The organism is Duganella sp. CT11-25, assembly GCF_047302815.1.
Taxonomy (GTDB): Bacteria; Pseudomonadota; Gammaproteobacteria; order Burkholderiales; family Burkholderiaceae_D; genus Rugamonas.
In genome coordinates this window covers 1,148,504-1,170,250 of record NZ_JBKBFD010000001.1, presented here as the reverse complement: position 1 = coordinate 1,170,250, position 21,747 = coordinate 1,148,504, and the positions used below count along the sequence as shown (strand labels likewise).

General features: G+C 65.0%; 21 protein-coding genes. 8 read left to right on the top strand and 13 right to left on the bottom strand.

The annotated features are described in order from the left end of the window. Both ACEN9F_RS04615 and ACEN9F_RS04610 read right to left on the bottom strand, forming a co-directional pair. Positions 1–1,326, bottom strand: coding sequence for an amidohydrolase family protein (locus ACEN9F_RS04615; RefSeq protein ID WP_413418288.1), 1,326 nt, complete (start codon positions 1,324–1,326; stop codon positions 1–3). Position 1,327: 1 nt separating this feature from the next. Next, entirely contained in the window at positions 1,328–2,176 is an 849-nt protein-coding gene (locus ACEN9F_RS04610) for a pyruvate, water dikinase regulatory protein (RefSeq protein ID WP_413418286.1), read from the bottom strand. A gap of 153 nt (positions 2,177–2,329) precedes the next feature. Between ACEN9F_RS04610 and ppsA the strand changes: the two genes are divergently transcribed. From ppsA to ACEN9F_RS04590, 4 genes are all read left to right on the top strand, one after another. Then, on the top strand, positions 2,330–4,771 hold the full coding sequence (ppsA, locus tag ACEN9F_RS04605; protein WP_413426967.1) for a phosphoenolpyruvate synthase: 2,442 nt from the start codon (positions 2,330–2,332) through the stop codon (positions 4,769–4,771). 165 nt (positions 4,772–4,936) lie between these two features. After that, the gene (locus ACEN9F_RS04600; protein ID WP_413418284.1) at positions 4,937–5,374 is read left to right on the top strand and encodes an NfeD family protein; all 438 of its coding nucleotides are present in this window, start codon (positions 4,937–4,939) and stop codon (positions 5,372–5,374) included. 23 nt (positions 5,375–5,397) lie between these two features. Continuing rightward, the gene (locus ACEN9F_RS04595) at positions 5,398–6,348 is read left to right on the top strand and encodes an SPFH domain-containing protein (RefSeq protein WP_413418282.1); all 951 of its coding nucleotides are present in this window, start codon (positions 5,398–5,400) and stop codon (positions 6,346–6,348) included. 9 nt (positions 6,349–6,357) lie between these two features. Then, the gene (locus tag ACEN9F_RS04590) at positions 6,358–6,768 is read left to right on the top strand and encodes a DUF4259 domain-containing protein (RefSeq protein ID WP_413418280.1); all 411 of its coding nucleotides are present in this window, start codon (positions 6,358–6,360) and stop codon (positions 6,766–6,768) included. Positions 6,769–6,867: 99 nt separating this feature from the next. Here ACEN9F_RS04590 and ACEN9F_RS04585 read toward each other — a convergent pair whose 3' ends face one another. From ACEN9F_RS04585 to ACEN9F_RS04565, 5 genes are all read right to left on the bottom strand, one after another. Then, on the bottom strand, positions 6,868–7,944 hold the full coding sequence (locus ACEN9F_RS04585; protein ID WP_413418278.1) for a TIGR03118 family protein: 1,077 nt from the start codon (positions 7,942–7,944) through the stop codon (positions 6,868–6,870). A 69-nt stretch (positions 7,945–8,013) separates the two neighbouring features. After that, a complete protein-coding gene (locus tag ACEN9F_RS04580) occupies positions 8,014–8,709 on the bottom strand; it encodes a TorF family putative porin (RefSeq protein ID WP_413418276.1) in 696 nt (231 codons plus the stop codon). Then, the gene (locus ACEN9F_RS04575; protein ID WP_413418274.1) at positions 8,706–10,019 is read right to left on the bottom strand and encodes a S8 family serine peptidase; all 1,314 of its coding nucleotides are present in this window, start codon (positions 10,017–10,019) and stop codon (positions 8,706–8,708) included. The genes ACEN9F_RS04580 and ACEN9F_RS04575 overlap by 4 nt, the downstream gene beginning before the upstream one ends. Continuing rightward, complete coding sequence (locus ACEN9F_RS04570) at positions 10,016–10,678, bottom strand: zf-HC2 domain-containing protein (RefSeq protein WP_413418272.1); 663 nt, start codon at positions 10,676–10,678, stop codon at positions 10,016–10,018. Before ACEN9F_RS04570 ends, ACEN9F_RS04575 begins: the two co-directional genes overlap by 4 nt. Further along, entirely contained in the window at positions 10,675–11,217 is a 543-nt protein-coding gene (locus ACEN9F_RS04565) for an RNA polymerase sigma factor (protein WP_413418270.1), read from the bottom strand. Before ACEN9F_RS04565 ends, ACEN9F_RS04570 begins: the two co-directional genes overlap by 4 nt. A 133-nt stretch (positions 11,218–11,350) precedes the next feature. On the opposite strand from ACEN9F_RS04565, the gene ACEN9F_RS04560 reads away from it, so the two are divergent. Next, on the top strand, positions 11,351–12,187 hold the full coding sequence (locus ACEN9F_RS04560) for an NAD-dependent protein deacetylase (RefSeq protein ID WP_413418268.1): 837 nt from the start codon (positions 11,351–11,353) through the stop codon (positions 12,185–12,187). 6 nt (positions 12,188–12,193) lie between these two features. Here ACEN9F_RS04560 and ACEN9F_RS04555 read toward each other — a convergent pair whose 3' ends face one another. The 3 genes from ACEN9F_RS04555 to smpB all read right to left on the bottom strand — a co-directional run bounded on the left by ACEN9F_RS04555 (position 12,194) and on the right by smpB (position 14,057). Continuing rightward, a complete protein-coding gene (locus ACEN9F_RS04555) occupies positions 12,194–12,748 on the bottom strand; it encodes a FlgO family outer membrane protein (protein ID WP_413418266.1) in 555 nt (184 codons plus the stop codon). Beyond that, on the bottom strand, positions 12,749–13,441 hold the full coding sequence (locus ACEN9F_RS04550) for a hypothetical protein (protein WP_413418264.1): 693 nt from the start codon (positions 13,439–13,441) through the stop codon (positions 12,749–12,751). A 166-nt stretch (positions 13,442–13,607) separates the two neighbouring features. Further along, positions 13,608–14,057, bottom strand: a complete 450-nt coding sequence (gene smpB / locus ACEN9F_RS04545) for an SsrA-binding protein SmpB (RefSeq protein ID WP_413418262.1) — start codon at positions 14,055–14,057, stop codon at positions 13,608–13,610. A gap of 74 nt (positions 14,058–14,131) precedes the next feature. Here smpB and ACEN9F_RS04540 point away from each other — a divergent pair, with 74 nt between their 5' ends. Both ACEN9F_RS04540 and ACEN9F_RS04535 read left to right on the top strand, forming a co-directional pair. Further along, the gene (locus tag ACEN9F_RS04540; protein WP_413418260.1) at positions 14,132–14,566 is read left to right on the top strand and encodes a type II toxin-antitoxin system RatA family toxin; all 435 of its coding nucleotides are present in this window, start codon (positions 14,132–14,134) and stop codon (positions 14,564–14,566) included. Then, a complete protein-coding gene (locus ACEN9F_RS04535) occupies positions 14,556–14,834 on the top strand; it encodes an RnfH family protein (RefSeq protein WP_413418258.1) in 279 nt (92 codons plus the stop codon). Before ACEN9F_RS04540 ends, ACEN9F_RS04535 begins: the two co-directional genes overlap by 11 nt. Here the strand turns inward: ACEN9F_RS04535 and ACEN9F_RS04530 are convergent. Continuing rightward, positions 14,831–16,048, bottom strand: a complete 1,218-nt coding sequence (locus ACEN9F_RS04530; protein ID WP_413418256.1) for an esterase/lipase family protein — start codon at positions 16,046–16,048, stop codon at positions 14,831–14,833. The two genes, ACEN9F_RS04535 and ACEN9F_RS04530, sit on opposite strands and share 4 nt — an antisense overlap. Positions 16,049–16,236: 188 nt before the next feature. Between ACEN9F_RS04530 and ACEN9F_RS04525 the strand changes: the two genes are divergently transcribed. Beyond that, positions 16,237–17,052 carry a substrate-binding periplasmic protein gene (locus ACEN9F_RS04525; RefSeq protein WP_413418254.1) on the top strand — a complete coding sequence of 272 codons (816 nt, stop codon included), beginning with the start codon at positions 16,237–16,239 and terminating at the stop codon, positions 17,050–17,052. Positions 17,053–17,069: 17 nt separating this feature from the next. Here ACEN9F_RS04525 and ACEN9F_RS04520 read toward each other — a convergent pair whose 3' ends face one another. Both ACEN9F_RS04520 and ACEN9F_RS04515 read right to left on the bottom strand, forming a co-directional pair. After that, the gene (locus tag ACEN9F_RS04520) at positions 17,070–19,328 is read right to left on the bottom strand and encodes a beta-glucosidase (RefSeq protein WP_413418252.1); all 2,259 of its coding nucleotides are present in this window, start codon (positions 19,326–19,328) and stop codon (positions 17,070–17,072) included. A 37-nt stretch (positions 19,329–19,365) separates the two neighbouring features. Next, the gene (locus tag ACEN9F_RS04515) at positions 19,366–21,735 is read right to left on the bottom strand and encodes a GH36-type glycosyl hydrolase domain-containing protein (RefSeq protein ID WP_413418250.1); all 2,370 of its coding nucleotides are present in this window, start codon (positions 21,733–21,735) and stop codon (positions 19,366–19,368) included. Between the last annotated feature and the right edge of the window lie 12 nt (positions 21,736–21,747).

The window sequence follows — 21,747 nt, the reverse complement described above, 5'->3', positions numbered from 1 at the left end:
TTAGTCCGGGCGGTAGCTGCGGCGCACGCCAGCCAGCAGTTCGTCCAGCGCCTGCCGGTCGCGCCAGCGGCCCTCTGCCATGACGCCCAAGGGCGCGCGCAAGGTCGACAGCCCCTCCAGCGGATTGTGCCCGGTCAGCACAAGGTCCGCGCGATAACCGGCGACGACCTGGCCAAACGGTACGCCACCCTTGGTGCGCGCAATGAAGGCTCCCGGAGCGCGGGTTGCCGTGGACAGGGCCTGGTAGCGGCTCAACTGCGAGCGCTCCAATTCCGCCAGGTCGTCGTGCAGCGAGTAGCCCGGCGCCAGGCCAGGAATCGAGGGCGCGTCGGTCCCCGCCAGCAGTTCGACGCCGCCATCCGCCATCGCCTTCGCCAGCTTGCGCAGGAACGCCAGCTTGGCCTCCAGCCGCGCCGACTTGCTGGCGTAGCTGCTGCGGCGCCATGTCTGCAGGTCGGCCGGCGACAGATATTCCGTCTCGGGAGCCGCAAGGAAGCCGCGCAGCACTTCGGGATGGCCGATCTGGCTGGCGATGGTTTTGTAGGTTCCAATATCGGCAGTCACCGCCGCGCCGTAGCGCTTGATCAGCGCCACTGCCGCCGGAATGCGTGCTTCATCAGGTGGGGTATCGGTTTCCTGCCCGCCGGCCGGGGTGAAATAGACATAGAAAAATTCTTCCAGGTGCGCCATCATGGCCTGGCCCTGCGCCAGTTGCCGCTCCAGGCGCACCGCCGTGACGCCATGGCCCACCAGCGGCACGCCTTGCGCGCGGCCCGCTTCGGCCAACGCGCTGAATACCTCCGGCGCCAGGCCAACATACACCTTGATGAAATCGTAGCGGTTGGCGGCGGCCAGGTCGACCAGCGCGCGCGCCTGCGCGGGCGTCTTGATGATCAAACCGTTGTAGTCCGGCGTGCCGTCCACCATCAGGCTGGTGTAGACGTGCGGTCCGGGCAGCGCGCCGCGATGCACGGCCGGCACGATGCTGTCGACCAGGTTGGCGCGCGCGCCGCCCATATTCAGTATGGTGGTCACGCCGTTGACCAGATACAAGGCCAGGTCGTTGCGGGTTTCGGAGTGCGTGTGCATGTCGGCCAGCCCCGGCGACAGCCATGCCGTGCCGTGGCCGTCGATGACCTGGTAGCCCGGCGGCGGCGCCAGCTCCGCGCCGATCGCCTCAATGCGGCCGGCGCTGACCAGCACCGTCTGGTCGCGCAGCACGCGCTCGCTGTCCATCGGCGCCACGTTGACATGCACAAAGGCGGTGGACTGCGCCCACGCCGCGACCGGAGCAATCACGGCGAACAACAGTGCGATGAGCCGCACCTCAGTACTCGCGCCGGTTGGGCTTGATCTCTTGCAGGATGGTGGTGGAGATTTCCTCGATCGACTTGGTGGTCGACGACAGCCAGCGTATGCCTTCGCGCTTCATCATCATCTCCGCTTCGTTGACCTCGTAGCGGCAGTTCTCCAGCGCCGCGTACTTGCTGCCCGCGCGCCGCTCGTTGCGGATCTCCGACAGCCGCTCCGGCGTGATCGTCAGCCCGAAGATCTTCGACTTGAACTCGTACAGCGACGACGGCAGCTTGCCGCGCTCGAAGTCGTCCGGGATCAGCGGATAGTTGGCCGCCTTGATCCCGTACTGCATCGCCAGGTACAAGCTGGTCGGCGTCTTGCCCGAGCGCGACACGCCGACCAGGATCACATCCGCCGACGACAGGTTCTTGTGCGACTGCCCGTCATCGTGCGCCAGCGAGAAGTTGATCGCCTCGATGCGGTTCTTGTACTCCTCGCTGTCGACGATGTTGTGCGAACGCCCTATCGTGTGGGTCGACTTGACGCCCAGCTCTTGTTCCAGTGGGGCAACAAAAGTCTGGAACATGTCCATGTACATCCCTTTGCAGTTGCGGATGACGTCAGACAACTCGGTTTTCACCAGCGTCGAGAAGATGATCGGACGTTGACCGTCGGTTGCAAATGCCTCGTTAATCTTGCGCACCGCGTCGTGCGCCTTGTCCAGGGTATCGATGAAAGGCAGCCGCACCTGGCGGAAGCGCAGCTCGAACTGGGTCAGCACGGAGTGACCAAAGGTTTCCGCCGTGATGCCGGTGCCGTCCGAAACAAAAAAGACGGTGCGGGCCGCGGCAGGCAGGGGAGGTCGTTGTTCTTGTGTCATGTAGAAGAGCCAGTCCAGTTTTGTGAATCGTCAATTTGCGCTACAGGCTGTAGAATGATCGCCATAGGTAAGATTGTGCTGCACGACGACCAGAATAACAAGAAACAAGTCTGCGCCTCGCTGGAAGATTTCTATCATCAAAAAGGTGTCATTATGTCCAACGCAGCATTGAAGGAGCAGCAGCAGGGAAATACAAGCGAAGCGGTTTATGTAGCATCGTTTGAACACTTGCGCATGACGGATGTCGAATCCGTCGGCGGCAAGAACGCCTCGCTCGGCGAGATGATCAGCCAACTGGCTGAAGCGGGCGTGCGCGTCCCGGGTGGCTTCGCCACCACCGCGCAAGCCTTCCGCGACTTCCTGTCGTACAGCGTGGCCGGCGGCAAGCCGCTGGCCGAGCGCATCGCCGATCGCCTGGCTGACCTCAACATCGACGACGTGCGCTCGCTGGCGCAGGCCGGCGCCGAGATCCGTCAATGGATCGTCGAAACGCCGTTCCAGCCGCGCCTGGCCGAAGAAATCCAGACCTTCTACGAGAAACTGGTGGCCGATTCGAGCACTGAAATGTCGTTCGCCGTGCGCTCCTCGGCCACCGCCGAAGACTTGCCGGACGCCTCCTTCGCCGGCCAGCAGGAAACCTTCCTCAACGTGGTCGGCATCGACAACGTGCTGGACGCGATGAAGCACGTCTTCGCCTCCCTCTACAACGACCGCGCGATCTCCTACCGCGTGCACAAGGGCTTCACCCACGCCGAAGTCGCACTGTCGGCCGGCGTGCAGCGCATGGTCCGCTCCGACCTCGGCGCGGCCGGCGTCATGTTCACCATCGACACCGAGTCCGGCTTCAAGGACGTGGTGTTCGTCACCTCCAGCTATGGCCTGGGCGAGACCGTGGTGCAGGGCGCGGTCAATCCGGACGAATTCTACGTCCACAAACCGATGCTGGAAAAAGGCAAATCGCCCGTCATCCGCCGCAACATCGGCTCCAAGCTGCTGAAGATGGAATTCACCAACGAAGCCAAGGCCGGCCGTTCCGTGAAGACCGTCGACGTCCCGGTCGAACTGCGCAACCGCTACTCGCTGAACGACGAGGAAGTGGTGGAGCTGGCCAAGTACGCCGTCATCATCGAAAACCACTACGGCCGTCCGATGGACATCGAGTGGGGCAAGGACGGCCGCGACGGCAAGCTGTACATCCTGCAGGCGCGCCCTGAAACCGTCAAGTCGCAGCAAAAGGCCAGCGACGTGCAGCAGCGCTTCAAGCTGAAATCCAGCGGCACCGTGCTGGCCTCCGGCCGCGCCATCGGCCAGAAGATCGGCGCCGGCCCTGTGCGCGTGATCCACGACCCGGCCGACATGGAACGCGTGCAGCCGGGCGACGTGCTGGTCGCCGACATGACCGACCCGAACTGGGAACCGGTCATGAAGCGCGCCTCGGCCATCGTCACCAACCGCGGCGGCCGCACCTGCCACGCGGCGATCATCGCCCGTGAACTGGGCGTGCCTGCGGTTGTGGGCTGCGGCGACGCCACCGACGTGCTGAAAGACGGCACCTTCGTCACCGTCTCCTGCGCCGAAGGCGACGAGGGCAAGATCTACGACGGCCTGCTGGAAACCGAAATCTCGGAAGTCTCGCGCGGCGAACTGCCGAAGCTGGCGACCAAGATCATGCTCAACGTCGGCAATCCGCAGCTGGCGTTCGACTTCCAGTCGGTGCCGAACGCCGGCGTCGGCCTGGCGCGTCTCGAGTTCATCATCAACAACAACATCGGCGTGCACCCGAAGGCGATTCTCGAGTACCCGAACATCGACGCCGACCTGAAGAAAGCGGTGGAGTCGGTCGCGCGCGGCCACGCCTCGCCGAAAGCCTTCTACGTCGACAAGCTGGCCGAGGGCATCGCCACCATCGCCGCCGCGTTCTGGCCGAAGCCGGTCATCGTGCGCCTGTCGGACTTCAAGTCCAACGAGTACAAGAAGCTGATCGGCGGCTCGCGCTACGAACCGGACGAGGAAAACCCGATGCTGGGCTTCCGCGGCGCGGCGCGCTACCTGGCTGCCGACTTTGCCGGCGCGTTTGAAATGGAATGCGCCGCCATGAAGCGCGTGCGCAACGACATGGGCTTGACCAACGTCGAGATCATGGTGCCGTTCGTGCGCACGCTGGGCCAGGCTGAAAAAGTCGTGGGCCTGCTGGCCAAGAACGGCCTGGTGCGCGGCGAAAACGACCTGCGCCTGATCATGATGTGCGAAGTGCCGTCGAACGCCATCCTGGCCGACCAGTTCCTCGACTACTTCGACGGCTTCTCGATCGGCTCCAACGACCTGACCCAGTTGACCCTGGGCCTGGACCGCGATTCCGGCATGGCGCTGCTGGCGGCCGACTTCGACGAGCGCGATCCGGCCGTCAAGGCGCTGCTGTCGTTGGCGATCAAGGCTTGCCGCGAGCGCGGCAAGTACATCGGCATCTGCGGCCAGGGGCCATCGGACCATCCGGACTTCGCGGTCTGGCTGATGGAGCAGGGCATCGAATCGATGTCGCTGAACCCGGACTCGGTGATCGACACCTGGCAGAAGCTTGCTGCCTTGCAGAAATAATAAAGTGTTGACGCGGACTGAAAATGGTTTAGACTGGAGTTATCGAATTTAGTAGCAAATAACTCTATCAATACCATCTGTCCCGCAGTAAAAACCCTCGCAGCCCGCACCGGGAAGCGGGGGTTTTTGCATTTTCGAATGTCCTACACCTGAGAGGAGTACATCATGGCTGACTGGAGCTACTGGCTCGCCGCCGCTGGCGTGACGGTGATCTTGGAACTGTTCACCGGCACCTTCTACCTGCTGATGATCGCCGTCGGCCTGGGCGCCGGCGCGCTGGCCGCGCTGCTCGGCCTGGGCATGGCGCTGCAGACGCTGGTGGCGGCAGCGGTCGGCGTCGCCGCCACCATGCTGCTGCGCCGCAGCCGCTTCGGCAAACTGGTGGCCGAGCGCACCGACGCCGGGCGCGACCCCAACGTCAACCTCGACATCGGCCAGACCGTCAACGTCCCCGCATGGCAGGATGGCGCGGCGCGCGTCATGTACCGCGGCGCGCTGTGGGACGTGGAATTCGACCATGCGCTGGCGGCCGGCGCCACGCCCGCGCCGGGGCAATACACGATACGCGAAGTACGCGGCAGCCGCCTGATCGTCGCTGCCTAAGATTAATCACACGGAGAGCCTCAATGGATATCAGTTTCGGCAACGTCACCTTTGTCATCTTTATTCTCGCGCTGGTGTTTGTCTTCAAGACCATCAACGTCGTACCGCAGCAGCATGCCTGGGTGGTCGAACGGCTCGGCAAATACCACGCCACGCTGGGGCCTGGCCTCAACATCGTGATCCCCTTCGTCGACCGCATCGCCTACAAGCACGTGCTGAAGGAGATACCGCTCGACGTCCCGCCGCAGGTCTGCATCACCAAGGACAACACCCAGCTGCAGGTCGACGGCATCCTGTACTTCCAGATCACCGACGCCATGCGCGCCTCGTACGGCTCGTCGAACTACATCGCCGCCATCACGCAGCTGGCGCAGACCACGCTGCGCTCGGTGATCGGCCGCATGGAGCTGGACAAGACCTTTGAAGAGCGCGACCACATCAACACCGCCATCGTCAACGCCATCGACGAATCGGCCGCCAACTGGGGCGTCAAGGTGCTGCGCTACGAAATCAAGGACCTCACGCCGCCGAAGGAAATCCTGCACGCGATGCAGGCGCAGATCACCGCCGAGCGTGAAAAGCGCGCGCTGATCGCCGCCTCGGAAGGCCGCCAGCAAGAGCAGATCAACATCGCCAACGGCGAACGTTCGGCGCAGATCGCCCGCTCGGAAGGCGACAAGCAGGCCGCGATCAACCGCGCGCAGGGCCAGGCCGCCGCCATCGTCGCGCTGGCCGAAGCCAACGCCTCGGCGCTGCGCCAGGTCGGCGCCGCGATCCGCGAACCGGGCGGCGAGGACGCCGTCAACCTCAAGGTCGCCGAGCAATACGTCGGCGCCTTCGGCCAGCTGGCCAAGACCAACAACTCGATCATCATCCCGGCCAATCTGGGCGAGATGAGCGGCCTGATCGCCACCGCCATGCAAGTGGTGAAAACGCAAAAAGACGCGCCGCTGGTCAAGCCGGCCAAGGCATAAGGAGCGGATATGGGCACATGGGCGGTAGACGCCTTCGGCAACGACTACGCGCAGGACTGGGCGCAGGACTTGCACGAAACGAGCAATCTGGACGCGGTGGAAGACACCCTCGACACCGCGCTGGACACGGCCGCCGGCGAGCTCGACGCGCCGTTCGCGGCCGAAGCGCTGGTCGCGATCGAAGTCCTGGCGCGACTGCAAGGCAAGGGCGGCGCGCGCAGCGACGACAGCGCGGCGGTGGACGAATGGGTGGCCGCACGCAAGCCCAAGGCCAAGCCGCGCGCCGACCTGGCCGACAAAGCCCGGCGCGCGCTGGACCGCATCCTGTCGGACCAATCCGAGCTGCGCGAGCTATGGGAAGACAGCGAGCACTACGAAGAATGGCGCGCCGCGGTCGAAGACCTGCGCGCCCGCCTCTAAAACTCCGGGGTCAGGTCCAAAACCTGGACACGAGCTCTACCGCAGCAGTCGCTACGGTAGAGTTCGTGTCCAGGTTTTGGACCTGACCCCGGATTGTTGTTACATCATATCGATCCGCCCGTACAGACCGTGCGCTTCGTCGCCCGGTCCGGCGGTGAAGAACAGGGTGTTGGTCGGCTGGCTGTTGACGCCGGGGCCGAAGGCGATGCCCCACAGGCCGTCGATCACGACCGCGCTGCCGTCGGCCTTGCTGACCGTGGCCGTCAGCGCGCCGGTGGCGGTGTCGTAGGCGTTGATCTTGCCGTCGCCGAAATTGGCCACCAGCAGCTTGCCGCTGTAGGTGCCGAAGTTGGACGGCGCCAGCGCCATGCCCCACGGCGCGTTCAGCGCGCCGCCCCGAACCAGCTGCTTGACCAGGTTGCCGGCGGTGTCGAAGACGTCGATCGCGCCCAGGCCCGCGCCCTTAACGTCGTCATCGCCGACGGCGGCCCGCTGCGCATAGCTGACGTAGATGCGGTCGCCGATCGCCTGGATGCCGAACGGCGCATAGCCGGCCGGCAGCCCCGTGTCCTGGAAGCCGCCCGGCAGCGTCGCCTTGTTGAAGGCGGCGTCGTACACGTCGATGCGGTTGTTATGGAAGTCGGCCGCATACAGGTAGTTGGCGCTGTTGTAGGTGGCGATCGCCAGGCCCTTGTAGACCGCTTGCGCGCCGGCGCCGTCGACTATCGTCAGCGCATTGTTGCGGTTGACCGTGGGCGACCAGGCCGAGATGCTGCCGTTCTCGCCGGCGAAGATGAACGGGCTGGCCGCCGTCACGCCGTTCTGGGTGATCTTGAAGTCGCTGCTGCCGTTGAAGACGATGCCGGTCGGCGCGGCCGGCACGGCCACCACCAGCGACTGCGGCACGCCGTTGCCGTCATACAGCGTCGAACTGTCGCTGCCATTGTTGGCGACCCATACGAAGCCGGTCGGGTTGAAGGCGATGCCCCAGGGGTTGATCAGCTTGGCGTCGGTATGGGCGGCGCCGCTGCCGCTGTCGGCCACCAGGCTGCTGACCGTGAACAGCGTGTTGCTGACCATGGGCGGCGCTGCCGCCGGCATGTCGCCGCCGCCGTATCCGCCGCCGCCGCAGGCGGCCAGGGTTGCGGTCAGGGTGAGGGAGAGAGCTGTGCGCATGGTAGTTCCTTTCGCATGGACTGGTTGATGCGCTGTTAATTCCAGTCCGCGGCCGCAAGGTTTACATGTTTAGAACGAATAGGTGGCGCTCATGCTCCAGCTCTTGGCCGGATGTATCGGATAGCTGGTGTAGCGGATGCCGTCGTCCTGGCCGAGCTCGCGCGCCAGTTGCAGCGTCCAGTTGCCGAACGGGACGCTGACGCCCAGCCTGGCGTCGTAACGCGAGTTGGCGGGAATGCCCGGCCAGACGCCGTTGCTCAGGCTGTGCAGCAGGCCGGCGTGGGCGAGCAGGTTGAAACTGGGGTGGATCGGGTAGAACAGGTTGACCTCGCCGTACAGCGTGCGCGCCGGATAACCCAGGTAGCGCGGCGCATAGTACAGCCGGGTGCTGAAGCGCTCGCCCGACAGGCCGCCGTAGCATTCCTGGAAATCGTTCACATGCACTTGCGTATAGCCGATGTGGCTGCAACCGAGCTCCCAGCTCCAGCCCGAACGCATCCGCTGCGCATAGCCGGCGTAGGCCTGCAGCTTGTAGCCCTCGAGTTCGCCGATGGTCAAGGCGCTGGCGAAGCCGCCCAGATACCAGCCGCCGGCGGTGTCGAGGTTGAGCGTCAGCTGCGGCACCGGGCCGGTGTCGCCGGGCGTCTGGCCGCGATAGCGGTATTCGGACTGCAGCGAGACGCTGCCGGTCAGGTCGACTTGCGCGCCGGCCTCCCGCAGCGGCAGCAGCATCAGGCAGGCGAGCGCCCGCAACGGCAGGCTCACGGAGCGGCGCCGCTTTGCGAGTAGGCGCGCGCGCAGTTGCAGTTGCGGACGAGGCGGGAGATGGATGCGCATGCATCGATGTTACCAGCGTTGAGCGCTTCCGCGGGCTGAAGCAGGCGGCGCAATTGTGCGGGCGAGACGCCGGGCTGCAATTGGCCGAGCAGGGCCAGCATGCCGGAGACGTGCGCCGCCGCATACGAGCTGCCGTTGACGAAGGACCAGCGGCCGCCGGGCGCGGTGGTGGGGATGTCGTTGCCGGGCGCCAGCAGCGGATGTTCCGGCAGGATGGCGCCGGCCGCGCCGCTGCCGCCGCGCGCCTGCGACGCCACCGCCAGCACGCCGCGATGGCTGGCCGGGAAGGCCGGGCCGCCGGCCTGCGCGTCGATCGCGCCGACCACGCCGATGCCGCGCTCCAGCGCGACGTCGAGCAGACGGTCCAACAGCCTGTCGGGCGGGCCGGACAGGCTGAGGTTGATGACTTTGGCGCCATTCAGTATCGCGTAGTTGATGGCTTTGCCGAGCGTGAAGCTGTTACATCGGGTGGCCTGGTCGGGCAATTGCCAGCAGGCCCGCAAGCCCATCAGCCGCGCCTGCGGCGCCACGCCGACAATGCCGCCGTTGCCCTCCCGCGCGGCAATGATGCCGGCCACCGCCGTGCCATGGTTTTCCGCCGGCGTCGGCCCGGCGTCGACGAAATTGCTGTTGACCGCCAGTTGTCCCTGCAGGTCGGGATGGGTGGCGTCGATGCCGCTGTCGATGACGGCCACCTTGATGTCGCGCCCGGTGGTGTAGCGGTGCAGCTCGGCCACGTGCCAGTAGCGCGCGGCCGGCTGCACCGGGTAGAGCGGATCGGCGGCGCCGCTGCCGGCGGCTGCCGTTGCCGCCTTGGCCGGCTCTTGCGCCATGCCGCTGAAGCGCGCCACCGGCTGCGCCCATTCCACCTGCGGATCGCGCTCCAGCAGGGTGATGATATGTTCGGCGCTTTCGTGGTCCGGATAGCGCATGACGTAGCAATCGAGCCCCAGCACCGGCATCGGCCAGTCGTCCACCAGCGTCAGGCCGTGCTGGCGCGCCAGGTCCTCGGCGCGGCGGTGGCGTGCGGCGCGGCCGCTGTCGTCCAGGTAGCGGCCGCCGTAGCTGGCGTCCGGCCGGTAGTGCGCCGCAGGCAGGCGCAGCATGACCAGCAGCTGGTGCTCGTCCGCCACGTAGCCGGCGCCGGCCGGCGGTGTGTCCTGCGCGCGTGCCGGGCCGACGGCCAGGCAAGCCAGGCAGGCCAGCAGCGCCGCCAGGCGGACGCAGAAGGTGTTCACGGCGCGCTACCTCCATCCAGCGGCTCGACCAGTTTGACGGCGGACTCGGCGCGCAGCGCCTGCAGCGCTTGCGCACGGCCGGCGGCCGGCACGCTGATCAGGTAGGCGTCGGTCACGGTCGGGCCATCGACCACGCGGGCGTTTTGCGCCTGCAGTATGCGGCGCAGATCGCGCTCGCTGGTGTTGGGCTGGAACACCACCACCAGGTTGCCGCCGGCCGCCACGCCCGATCCCAGCACATGGTAGTCGGCCGGGTCGGCGGCGGGACGCAGCAGCAGCGCCGCCAGGCCGGCGATCACCACCCACTGGGCCGCCACCGCCCAGCGCAGCCACGAAGGCTGGTTGGCCGCCGCCGTGCGCCACCACGGCAGTGTGCGCGGCGCGGTCACGGTGCGTTCCTGCGGTCCCAGCGCCGGCAGCAGCCGCGCCAGCGCCCCTTCCATGTCGACGCCTTCCGGCAGGCCATCCGTCGCCGCCGCCGCCTCGGCGCGCAGGCTGTGCTCCCATTCCAGATCCTGGCGGCACTGCGCGCAGCCCTGCAAATGCTCATGCACGCGCCGCGCCTCGTCCGGCGCCAGCTGTCCGCCCGCATACCACGGCAGCAGCTCCTGCACCGCCTGGTGCGCCGGGATATCGATTCTGAAGACGCGCCCGTTCATCGGCTGTTCTCTCTTTCGTTCCACAACAAATCCTTCAATCTGTGCCGCGCATGAAACATGCGGGTCTTGACCGTGTTCAGCGGGCACTCGACGATGTCGGCGATATCGCTGTAGGCCATATCGTGATAATAAGTCAGTACCATCACCGCCCGTTGCGCGACCGGCAACTGGTCCAGCGCATCGGCCACGGTCTGCTGCAGCTGCTGGCGGCTGATCGCCTGTTCCGGCTGGTTGCCGCTGTCATCCTCGTACAGCGCGGCGTCCGACTCGAGCGGCTCGTCGCTCGCTTTCAAGCCCTTGAGCGTCTTGCGGTAGGCAATCGCGAAAATCCAGGTCGACGGCTTGCAGCTGCCGTCGAAGCTGGCCGCCTTTTGCCACACCACCAGCATGGTGTCGTTCACCACTTCCTCGATCAGCGTCGCACTGCGCGCCATGCGCCCGATAAAGCGCGACAAGCGCGGAAAATACGCCCGATACAGCGCCTCGAAGGCGAGCTTGTCCCCGGCAGCAATCTTGCCCAACAGGCCAGCATCATCCATATCTGCACCTACCAACGCCATGCACGTTCTCCATTATTCCCCGTTAATACCTTGCTTATCGAAAACGGTTCTACGGATCGGGAAATTATTTACGCTTGCATGCTAACACCGGCTTTCGGATACCATGCACATCATGAACCTGAACCAACAACTTGAACAGCTGGACGGCTTCCTGCAGCGCCACCGCCGCGTGCTGGTGCTGACCGGCGCCGGCCTGAGCACCGCCTCCGGCATACCCGACTACCGCGACAAGGACGGCGTCCGCCGCGGCCGCACGCCCATCCAGGGGCCGGACTTCCGCAAATCCGAGGCGGTGCGCCGCCGTTACTGGGCGCGCAGCATGGCCGGCTGGCCGACCCTGGCCCAGGCCGCGCCGAACGCCGGTCACCGCGCCTTGGCCGAACTGGAGCAGTCCGGCCGCATCGCCGCCATCATCACCCAGAACGTCGACGGCCTGCACCAGCGCGCCGGCAGCAGCAATTTGATCGAACTGCACGGCAACATCCACGGTGTGATCTGCCTGGATTGCCGCGCCAGCTACCGGCGTGACGCCATCCAGGCGTGGCTGGCGGCCGCCAATCCGGTGCTGGCGGCGACCGATGCCGCAGGCGAGATCGTGCCCGAGGCCCGCCCCGACGGCGACGCCGAAATCGAACTGGACGCCTTGCAGGATTTCCATATGCCCTCGTGCGATGCTTGCGGCGGCACCTTGCAGCCGGACGTCATTTTCTTCGGTGACAACATCCCGCCCGAACGCACCGCCGACGCCCTGCGCATGCAGGAAGAGGCCGACGCCTTGCTGGTGGTCGGATCGTCGTTAATGGTATTTTCCGGCTACCGCTTTTGCAAGCTGGCCGCGCAAGCGAACAAGCCGATCGCGGCCATCAACCTGGGTAAAACCCGGGCGGACGACCTGATCGGCTTGAAAGTGGAGGCGTCGGCAGCGGAAGTGCTGCCGTTGTTGATCTAGCGACGTCTAGTTACGTTGCAACATCGAGCGGACGATGGCTTCCTTGGCCAGCACGTAATCCTGGCCGGCCATGACGAAGTTGGTGTTCGGCTGGATCACCTTGATGTTGATGAACACCATGTCGCTGGTCTCCGCATAGGAGCCGACCACGATCGCCTGCGCATTGTGGGTGGTGGCCACTTCACCGATCTCGCGGGTGAGCATCAGCTCGCCCTGGTTGCGCTTCAGGTAGACGCTGTTGCGCAGCTTCATCTCCAGCATGCTCAGGCCGCCTTGCGCCAGGCGCGTCGACAACTGCTCGGAGATCAGCCGGCCGAGGGTCGTGGTTTGCTCCAGCGCATCGATATTGACGATGGTGGCCATGATCATCGGCTTGTCGGCCAGCAGCTTGCCGCTCAGCTGGTGCATCAGCGAATCGGCCGCCTTGTAGTTGGCTTCGATAAACTGGTTGGAGGAAATGGTGGCGTAATTGCCTTCTTCCTTCTTCGGAGTCGAGGAACAGGCCGCCAGCAGCAGCGGCAATGCCAGCAGGGACGCGCGGGCCAGGGATTTCATCAGCATTTACATATCTCCGCGGACTTTGAAGATCCGGGTCAGTTGAGGTTCTTGCGGCACGGGGTCGATGATGCCATACAGTACGCGGTCGGTGTCGGCCACATAGTAGGCGGAAGTGCTGCGCGCCACGTAGCGGTACTGGTCGGACACCGAAACGGTGACGATGATCTCGGTCTTCGGCGTATCGCCGGGCGCGAACTGGGCGTTGAACCAGTCGTAGGAATCCCAGGCGCCGGCGCCGACCGCCAGGTTCAGCAGGCCGGGCGCTTCGATCTCGCTCAGCAGCCAGACGCCGGTGCCGAGGATCGCGCGCTCGCCGTGATAGCGGTATTGCGGACGGTTGGCGGTGAAGGTCACCGCCTGCACGTCGAGGTCGACCTTGAGCGAGCCGGCCGGGCTGCGCGACACCGTGTGGCCGTCGTTGACCAGCGAGGTGGTCAGCTGGGTGGTCAGCGCGCGCTGGAACGGGCTCGGATCCTTGGGTTCATTGATATAGACCGGGCGCGGCGGGCTCTTCTTGAGCTCGGCCACCACGTGTTTCTCGATATTGTCGGAAATGACGCCCCAGTGGTAAGCGGCCTGCAGCTTGGCCTGCTTGGTGGTGGGGAAGTTGGCCGCCAGCGGCGTCGGCGTGTAGCGCGACGCGCATCCTGCCAGCAGTATTCCGGCCACCAGGGCCGTTGCAGTTTTCAGCGCCATTATTGCCTCGTCGTCAAGAGTCCAGGTCCGATTCGCGGCCACGGCCGGGCCACGAATGTAAAATCATCCAGCGCCCAGTTTAGCATGGATGTTTCTAATTAGAAATTCTCCGGACGATAAAAAACCCGGTGCGGGACCGGGTTTTGTACAGGGGACGCAACAGTTTTTAGCGGGTATGGGTCTTCATCGCCTGGGCGACTTCGCGCTTGCCGTCGCGATCTTTCTCTGTGGCACGTTTGTCATGCATTTTCTTACCTTTGGCCAGGCCGATCTCGCATTTGACGCGGCCGCCCTTGTAATGCAGGTTCAGCGGCACCAGCGTGTAGCCGGAGCGGGTCACCTTGCCGATCAGCTTGTCCATCTCCGCGCGGTGCAGCAGCAGCTTGCGGGTGCGCACCGCTTCCGGGTGGATATGGGTGGAGGCGGTGGGCAGGGCGCTGATGTGGGCGCCGAACAGGAACAGCTCGTCGCCCTTGATGGTGACGTAGGCTTCCTTGATCTGCACGCGGGCGTCGCGGATGGCCTTGACTTCCCAACCCTCCAGCACGATGCCGGCTTCGTAGCGGTCTTCGATGAAGTAGTCAAAAAAGGCTTTTTTGTTATCGGCTATGGTCATGAGAGGGTATCGGTTAAACTATTGCTGCGCGCCCAAAAGGCGAATAATTCAACATCATAGCAAATGGTTAGACAATGGCAGTAGTGCACAAATCAGTTTTCCTCGGATATAGCGCCCAGCAGATGTTCGATCTGGTCGCCGGCATCGAGGAATATCCCAAATTCCTGCCGTGGTGCGGTGGTGTCGAGATCCGTGAACGGGGCGAAAATACGGTGGTGGCGAGCGTCGGCATCAACTACCACGGCGTCAAGCAGAGCTTCACGACGGCCAACGAAAACACACCGTCGACCGCCATCAAGATGAAGCTGGTGGACGGTCCTTTCAAGGCCCTTGACGGCCTGTGGACCTTCAAGCCGCTGCGCGAGGACGCCTGCAAGATCGAATTGGACCTGCACTACGAGTTTTCCAACATGCTGCTGGAACAACTGGTCGGCCCCGTGTTCGGCATGATCGCCAACAGCATGGTCGATTCCTTCTGCAAGCGGGCGGAAACCGTGTATGGCAGCTGAGACCTTCAATATCGAAGTGTGCTACGCCAGCGACGCGGTGCAATTCCTGCGCGCGTTGCGGGTGCCGGCCGGCACCACCATCGAGCAGGCGATCGCGATCAGCGGCGTGCTGCAGGAAGCGCCCGAAGTCGACCTGTCCACGATGCAGGTCGGCATCTACGCCAAGAAGAAAACCCTGGACACGGTGCTGCGCGAGCATGACCGCGTGGAAATCTACCGCCCCCTGATCGCCGACCCCAAGCACGCCCGTCGCCGCCGTAAAACCTAAGCCAGGTGCGCCAGCAGGTAGTTGCGCATCTCCGCCTGCCTGAAGAACTCCGTGTGCCAGACCTCGCTTTGCTTGCGCTGTGGCGTGCCGAAGTTGAGCACATGGTCTTCTGCGGCGGGCGCGGCCGGCAGCAGCACGCCGTCGTAGGGCACCACCACGTCGTTGTCCGTGGCCGCCATCAGCAGGCGGTTGATCAGCGCGCCGGTCTGCTCAAGCATGGACTCGCCGTAGTCGAAATTGGCCCGCGCGTACCAGGTGCCGGCGCTGTCGAGCAGCGTGCCGCCACGGTTCAGCGTGGCGACCAGCGCCGAGCCGCTGGCCAGCGCCTGCACGCTGGGCCGCTCGAAGCCCAGCGACACCACCGCCCGCGCCAGCCCGATCACCACATCCAGCGCCATGCCGCCGCTGAACGAGGCCAGCATCGCCGCCACGTTGAGGAAATGCTGCAACTCATCTTGCGCCGCCAGCGGCGAGCCCTGGTTGGCCGCCGCCACGAAGATCACCTGGCCGACGCCGGCGATGCGGCCCGCACGCTGCCGCGCTACCTGCGCCAGCACCGCATCCTCCGTCGTATCGGCCAGCAACGAGCGCACCACCAGCCCACCACGGCTGTGGCAGACGATGTCCACCTTCCAGCCGGCGTCGGCCGGTATGCATGTCAGCAGGTCCAGCGCGTTCTGCTGTGGCGTTTTGGCGATGGTCCAGTGGTCATAGCCGAATACCTGGCCATCGTAGCGCTGCAGCAGCTGCCGCATGCACGAGCCGCCCGCCTCGCCGGCCAGATCCGCAAACGCGCCTTCGATCGAACTGAATACGCCATGCACCAGCAGCAACACCCTGCGTCCACGCGCCGCCGCCAATTCGGCCGGGGAGGCCGTCTGCCGGAAGCCACGCCGCAGGCTGACCAGCCCCTCGGGCTTGCTATGCTCCTCGATCTCTTCGATGGCTGCCTGCGTAATGCGCTCCCCTGCGCGCAACGTCGCCTGCAGTAGCCATTCGGCGCCGCGCCATGCTTCGGGCAGCAACTGCTGCCGCGTGGCGGGAAAGACAAACTGGATGCAGCCGCTATCCTTGTGCTGGACGATCTTCAGGCTGGCGTCGGCGACCGGCGCGATGTATACCTGCGCCAGGCCCTGCGGCTGCACGACGACCTCGTCGCCGGCGTCGGCCAGCGCGCGCCGCAGTTCGGCTTGCTTTTCGGGAGTCAGTCGCATGGTCGTCTCCTGTACGCTGGCTGGGCAAGTGTACATTGTGCCGCCGCGACCCCGCGCCACCTTGCGTTGTTGCAAAGTGATCTTGCCGGACTACCACTTCCTCGCCCAGGCCCCGCAACCTGGGATACACTCATTCATACCGCCACCAAGAGGCCATGATGAGACGCTGCGAGCGCACCCGGATATTCGTGATTGCCTGTTTGTGGTTCGGTACGTGGACCGCGCCGGTGCGCGCCGCCTGTCCGCAGGTGACGCGCGTCGGCCTGAGCGACCTGGGGTATTCGGCATTTCGCGACGGCGGCAAGATTGGCGGCATTTCGGTCGAGGTGGTCAACGAAATGGCCCGCCGCACCGGCTGCAAGTTCGAGTTCCTGTGGTATCCGCGCCAGCGCCTGTTCGTCGAACTCGAAGCCGGCCGCATCGATATGACGATGGGCGCCTTGCGCACGCCGGAGCGCGACGTCTATGCCCGTTACCTGCCATATGCCTATCTGCAATACGACTTGATTGTATCGGAGCCGCCGGGCGAGCACTACGCCAGCCTGACCGATTTCGTCACGCGCGGCACGGGACGGTTGAACGTTACGCGCGGCATGAACTACGACACCGCCGTCGAAACGCAGCTGGCGCTGCTGGCCTCGGCGGGTCGGCTGGAAGTGGTGAACGATTTTGAAACGGTGTTCGGCAAGATGGAGATGGGACGCGCCGACGGCACGCTGGCCACGGCGCCGATCTACTCCAGGTACCTGAAGAGCGGCAACCTCGGCGAACGGATCTCGGTGATACCGCTGCCGGAAGCGACGCCGCGTTTCAGCGGCGTCTACCTGTCGAAGAAAACCATGCCGGCCGTGGTGCGCCAGCGCTACACGGCCGCCTTGAAAGCGATGGTGGCCGAGCAGGTGGTGCTCGGCATGTACGCCAGATACTTCGACGACGCCACCGTCAAGCGCATCTTCAAGCAGGGCACGGGGCCGTTGCTCACGGCCTTGTCCGCGCCCGACTGAAGCGGCTTATCTGATGCTTACTTCCCGTTGACGTTGACGGTCTTGGCGTCCAGGTGCAGCTTGACGCTGGCGGCCGGCGCCGCGCCCGCCGATTCGGCCAGCGTGACGACGTAGTCGCCGGCGGCGATCTTCCAGGTCTTGCTGGCGCTGTCGTACATGCCCAGCAGGCGCGGATCGATGCGCACGGTCGACTTGCCGCTGGCGCCGGCCTTCAACGCCACCTTGTCCCAGCCGCCCAGGCGCTTCGGCGCTTCCCAGCCGCCGCCGACCTTGGACACGTAGACCTGGCCGACCGCCTTGCCGTCAACCTTGCCGGTGTTCTTGGTGCTGAAGCTGACTTCGACGCCGTCGGCGCCGGCTTTCGCGCTCAGGTCCGAGTAAGCGAAGCTGGTGTACGACAGACCGTAACCGAACGGGAACAGCGGCTTGTGGCCCTTCAGGTCGAACCATTTGTAGCCGACCGCCGCGCCTTCGATGTTGTAGTCGGTGGTGACTTTTTCCAGGATGTTTTCATCCTTGGTCTTGCCGTCGCCGTCGATCACCGGACGCGGCAGCTGCGCCACCGAAGCAGGGAAGGTGGCCGGCAGGCGGCCGGACGGATTGACCTCGCCGCTGATCACGCGCGCGATCGCCGCGCCGCCGCTGGTGCCCGAGTACCAGGCCTCCAGCACCGCGCCGACGTTGTTCAGCCAAGGCATCACGACCGGACCGCCGGTCTGCAGCACCACCACGGTTTTCGGATTGGCCTTGGCCACCGCGGCGATCAGCGCATCCTGCTGGCCCGGCAGGTTCAGGCTGTCGGCATCGAAGCTCTCGGCCAGCCACTGGTTGCCGAATACGATGACGACGTCGCTGGACGCGGCCAGCTTGGCTGCCGCCGCCAGGTCCTTGCCGTCGTTATAGGCCACCTTGGCCTTGGTGCGCGATGCCAGTTCCTGCAGCGGCGACGAGCGGTGATAGACGATAGGACCAGGGAAGTGCGTCGGGCCTTCGTTCGGCACGGCCGAGCCGCCGATCGGGTAGACCTGCGCCGAGCCGCCGCCCGACAGCACGCCCACGTCCGCATGGCCGCCGATGATGGCAATCGAGCGCACGCCGGCGCCCAGCGGCAGCAGGCTGTTATGGTTCTTCAGCAGCACGATGGATTCCTCGGCGTCGGCCTGGGTAACCTTTCCATGCGCGGCGAAATCAATCCCGGCGCTGGCCGAAGTCGGCGTCGCCACCGGATGCTCCACCAGCCCGTTCGCGAACATGGTGCGGGTGATGCGCTTGACCATGTCGTTCAGGCGCGATTCCGGCACGTGGCGGTTGACCACCGCTTCCTTCAGCGACTCATTGAAATAGGCCGCCTTGTCGAACGGATGGCCGGACTGCTGGTCGAGGCCAGTGATCGCCGCAGGAATGGTGGAGTGGGTCGCGCCCCAGTCGGACATGACGTAGCCAGGGAAGGCCCAGTCCTGTTTCAGCACCTGGTTGAGCAGGTAGTCGTTCTCGCAGGCGTAGTCGCCGTTGACGCGGTTGTACGCGCACATGACGGAACCCGGATGGCCGCGCTCGATCGCAAACTGCAGCGCCAGCAGGTCCGACATGCGGCCCGGCGTATCGTCGATCTTGACGTTGACGTGATTGCGGTTGGTCTCCTGGTCGTTGAAGGCGTAGTGCTTGACGGTGGAGATGATGTGGTTGGACTGGATGCCGCGAATCTGCTCGCCGACCATCACGCCGGCCAGCAGCGGATCTTCGCCGCCGTATTCGAAGTTGCGGCCGTTGCGCGGTTCGCGCATCAGGTTGACGCCGCCGGCCAGCAGGATGTTGAAGCCGGTGCTGCGCGCCTCGCTGCCGATCATCGCGCCGCCGGCAAATGCCAGTTGCGGATTCCAGGTCGCGGTGGTGGCCAGGCCGGACGGCAGGGAAGTGCGCTCGTACGGCTTCTTCGACACCGCCTGGGTGGCGACGCCGACGCCGGCGTCCGATTGCCATTGCGGCGGCAGGCCGAGGCGGGCGATGCCCGGCACGTAGCCGGCCGAATCAGGACGGCCTTCCTTCGGTTGCTCGAATTTCTTCGGCGAGAACTCGGTCGAGAAGTAAGCGAACACGGTCTGGATTTTTTCGTCCAGCGTCATCGCCTTGACCAGCTGGTCGGCGCGCGCGTCGGGCGACTGCGCGGCGTTCAGCCAAGGCTTGCTTTCGTCCGCGGCGTGGGCGACGCCGCTGAGTGAGGAAGACAGCATGAGTGGATAAACCAGTGCCAGTGACAGCCAGAGACGCTTCTTCATACGATACCGTGTCCTTATATTTATTTGAGATTGATGGTCAGCGCGGGATCAACACTTCCAGCGCATATGCTCCGCCCGCAACAATACCGTCCACGCGCGCATCAGTCAAACGTTTACCGTCCTGCCAGACCTGAATCTCACCGACGTCGGCCCGTTGTATAGACACGTTGAAGGTCGCGTGACGGAACTGGCGCACGACCTTGATGCCGTCCCAGTGTTTGGGCAATTGCGGCTGGACCAGCAGGCCGTTGCTGTCGCCCTTCAAGCCGCACAGGCCCTCGATGAAGCAGCGGTAGACCCACGACACGGTGCCGGTGTTGAACAGCTGGCTGGAACGGCCGGCGGTGCGCGGATACTCCTTGTACGCGCCGCGATAATAGTTCGGGATGAACACCGGCAGCTGGCCGCGCTGCAGGTAGTCCTCCTCGCTCGGCCCTGGGAGCATCTGGCGCAGCAGCTGGTAGGCGCGTTCGCTCTCGCCGATGGTGTACAGGCTGTAGATGTAGAAGATGGCGGCGTGGTTGTAGACCGCGCCGTTCTCCGCCGATCCCGGATGCTTCTGCGTCACGCGGCCGACGTCGTCGCGCATGGCGCTGTACGGCGGCGCGAACATCTGCACGCCGTATGGCGTCGACAGCTGGTCTTCGACCTGCGCCAGCATCGATGCGCGCTGCTCTTCGCTGGCCGTGCCGCCCAGGATCGCCCAGGCCTGCGGGTTCAGGTAGATGCGGCCTTCCTTGTCCTTGCTGATGCCGAAGGTGACGTTGTCGTCGGTGATGCCGCGCGCGTACCAGTCGCCGTCCCACAGATGTTCGTTGGCGGCGCGATTGACGGCCTTGGCGCCGGCGCGGAAATGCCTGGCGCTTTCCGCCAGCGAGGAACTGGCGCCGGACTGCTCGCAGATCTCGGCCCACAGGTTCAGCGCATAGGCGGTGGCCACGGTCAGCCAGCCCGATACGCCGCGTCCCTTGTAGCCGACCATATTCATCGGATCGCACCAGTCGCCCTGTGCGATGTAGCTCAGGCCGCGCTTGTCGCGCGCCTGCAGCAGCCAGTCCATCGCGCTGCTCACGCGCTCGGAGACGGTGAGGGCGGCGCCGCTCTCGTGGCCGGTCACGTCCTCGTTGAGGATGTCGTAGTCGCCGGTTTCGTCGAGGTAGACCTTGAGCGCGACCGGCAGCCACACGCAGTGGTCGGTGTGCGGGACCTGGTTGATGTATTTGAGCTCCGCGCCCTCGGCCAGCAGGATCCCGTCCGGCATGGCGCCGCTGGCTTCCTGCTGCGACAGCGCATGCAGGAAGGCCGCGCGCATCACGCTGGGCTTGATGAAGCTCATGCCCATATTGTCCTGCAGGTAGTTGCGGGTCTGCGGATCGGTGCTGAGGCGGTTGACGTCGCCATGGTAGAACACCTGGCGCGGCAGCCAGTTGTTGACGAAATTGTCCAGGTCCTGGTCGGGCGTGGCGATCTGCAGGCATCCGCGCCCGCCGGCGATGTAGTTAGCGTAGTCGGCCTTGGCGGCGGCGAAGGCGGCGGCGCTCAGGTACTTCGCGCGCACGGCCTTGATCTCGGCATCGTCGAACGCCGGGCCGAAGATGAAGCGGTAGTCGTGGCTTTCGTCGGCCGCCAGCGCCAAGCGGTATTGCACCACGGCGGTTGGCGTCTCGTAGCGCGCATCGTTGTTGCCCAGCTGTTCAGCCATGACGGACGACGGCGCGTGCAATCCGCCTTCGCCCTCGAAGGCCATCTGCTGCACTTCCCAGGCCTGCGGCGCTTCCTCGCACAGGAAGTAGGTCTTGTCCTTGAAGTCCTTCTGCTTGAAGTAGTCGGTCACCTTTTGATACGGCGTGACGCAGCTGGCCACCACGCCGCCCAGGTCCGCGCGGTATTCGCCGGACTGGTTCATCCACGACATATAGCCGATCGGGAAGTAGGGATAGACGCTCAGCTTGCGCGGGCGGCCCGACAGGTTGGTCACGCGCAGCGACCACAATTCCACCACGTCGCTGGTCGGCACGCTCAGACTCAGCTCGACGCGCACGCCCAGGTGCTCGACCGTCCAGGCGATATCGCTTTTGCCGACCGAGAAAGTGAAGTTGTCGACCGGCGCGCGCACCGGCTCATACGGCGCGGAGAACAGCTCGCCGGTTTCCTCGTCCTTGATATAGAAGAAGCGGCCCGGATGATGCGCATAGTAGTTCTGCTCCGGCTGCATGAAGGTCTTGGCCTCCAGGTTCGGCGCATAGGCATACTTGGCGGGTTCCGGTTGCATGAACTGCGCGGTGGCGTAGCCGCGGCAGGTCACCTGGATCATCATCTTCTGGTTCCACAGGAAGCCCGCCGCGCGCGGCATCGCCGTGGGGCTGGTCAGTTCGTAGCGGTCGCCATTGTGGGTTGGGCGTAACATGAAACGATCTCC

Bases quoted from the DNA above. Each gene is read 5' to 3' on its own strand.
- ACEN9F_RS04610 (WP_413418286.1), bottom strand. From the start codon at position 2,176: ATGACACAAGAACAACGACCTCCCCTGCCTGCCGCGGCCCGCACCGTC.
- ppsA (WP_413426967.1), top strand. From the start codon at position 2,330: ATGTCCAACGCAGCATTGAAGGAGCAGCAGCAGGGAAATACAAGCGAA.
- ACEN9F_RS04600 (WP_413418284.1), top strand. From the start codon at position 4,937: ATGGCTGACTGGAGCTACTGGCTCGCCGCCGCTGGCGTGACGGTGATC.
- ACEN9F_RS04595 (WP_413418282.1), top strand. From the start codon at position 5,398: ATGGATATCAGTTTCGGCAACGTCACCTTTGTCATCTTTATTCTCGCG.
- ACEN9F_RS04590 (WP_413418280.1), top strand. From the start codon at position 6,358: ATGGGCACATGGGCGGTAGACGCCTTCGGCAACGACTACGCGCAGGAC.
- ACEN9F_RS04585 (WP_413418278.1), bottom strand. From the start codon at position 7,944: ATGCGCACAGCTCTCTCCCTCACCCTGACCGCAACCCTGGCCGCCTGC.
- ACEN9F_RS04570 (WP_413418272.1), bottom strand. From the start codon at position 10,678: ATGAACGGGCGCGTCTTCAGAATCGATATCCCGGCGCACCAGGCGGTG.
- ACEN9F_RS04565 (WP_413418270.1), bottom strand. From the start codon at position 11,217: ATGGATGATGCTGGCCTGTTGGGCAAGATTGCTGCCGGGGACAAGCTC.
- ACEN9F_RS04560 (WP_413418268.1), top strand. From the start codon at position 11,351: ATGAACCTGAACCAACAACTTGAACAGCTGGACGGCTTCCTGCAGCGC.
- ACEN9F_RS04555 (WP_413418266.1), bottom strand. From the start codon at position 12,748: ATGCTGATGAAATCCCTGGCCCGCGCGTCCCTGCTGGCATTGCCGCTG.
- ACEN9F_RS04550 (WP_413418264.1), bottom strand. From the start codon at position 13,441: ATGGCGCTGAAAACTGCAACGGCCCTGGTGGCCGGAATACTGCTGGCA.
- smpB (WP_413418262.1), bottom strand. From the start codon at position 14,057: ATGACCATAGCCGATAACAAAAAAGCCTTTTTTGACTACTTCATCGAA.
- ACEN9F_RS04540 (WP_413418260.1), top strand. From the start codon at position 14,132: ATGGCAGTAGTGCACAAATCAGTTTTCCTCGGATATAGCGCCCAGCAG.
- ACEN9F_RS04535 (WP_413418258.1), top strand. From the start codon at position 14,556: ATGGCAGCTGAGACCTTCAATATCGAAGTGTGCTACGCCAGCGACGCG.
- ACEN9F_RS04530 (WP_413418256.1), bottom strand. From the start codon at position 16,048: ATGCGACTGACTCCCGAAAAGCAAGCCGAACTGCGGCGCGCGCTGGCC.
- ACEN9F_RS04520 (WP_413418252.1), bottom strand. From the start codon at position 19,328: ATGAAGAAGCGTCTCTGGCTGTCACTGGCACTGGTTTATCCACTCATG.
- ACEN9F_RS04515 (WP_413418250.1), bottom strand. From the start codon at position 21,735: ATGTTACGCCCAACCCACAATGGCGACCGCTACGAACTGACCAGCCCC.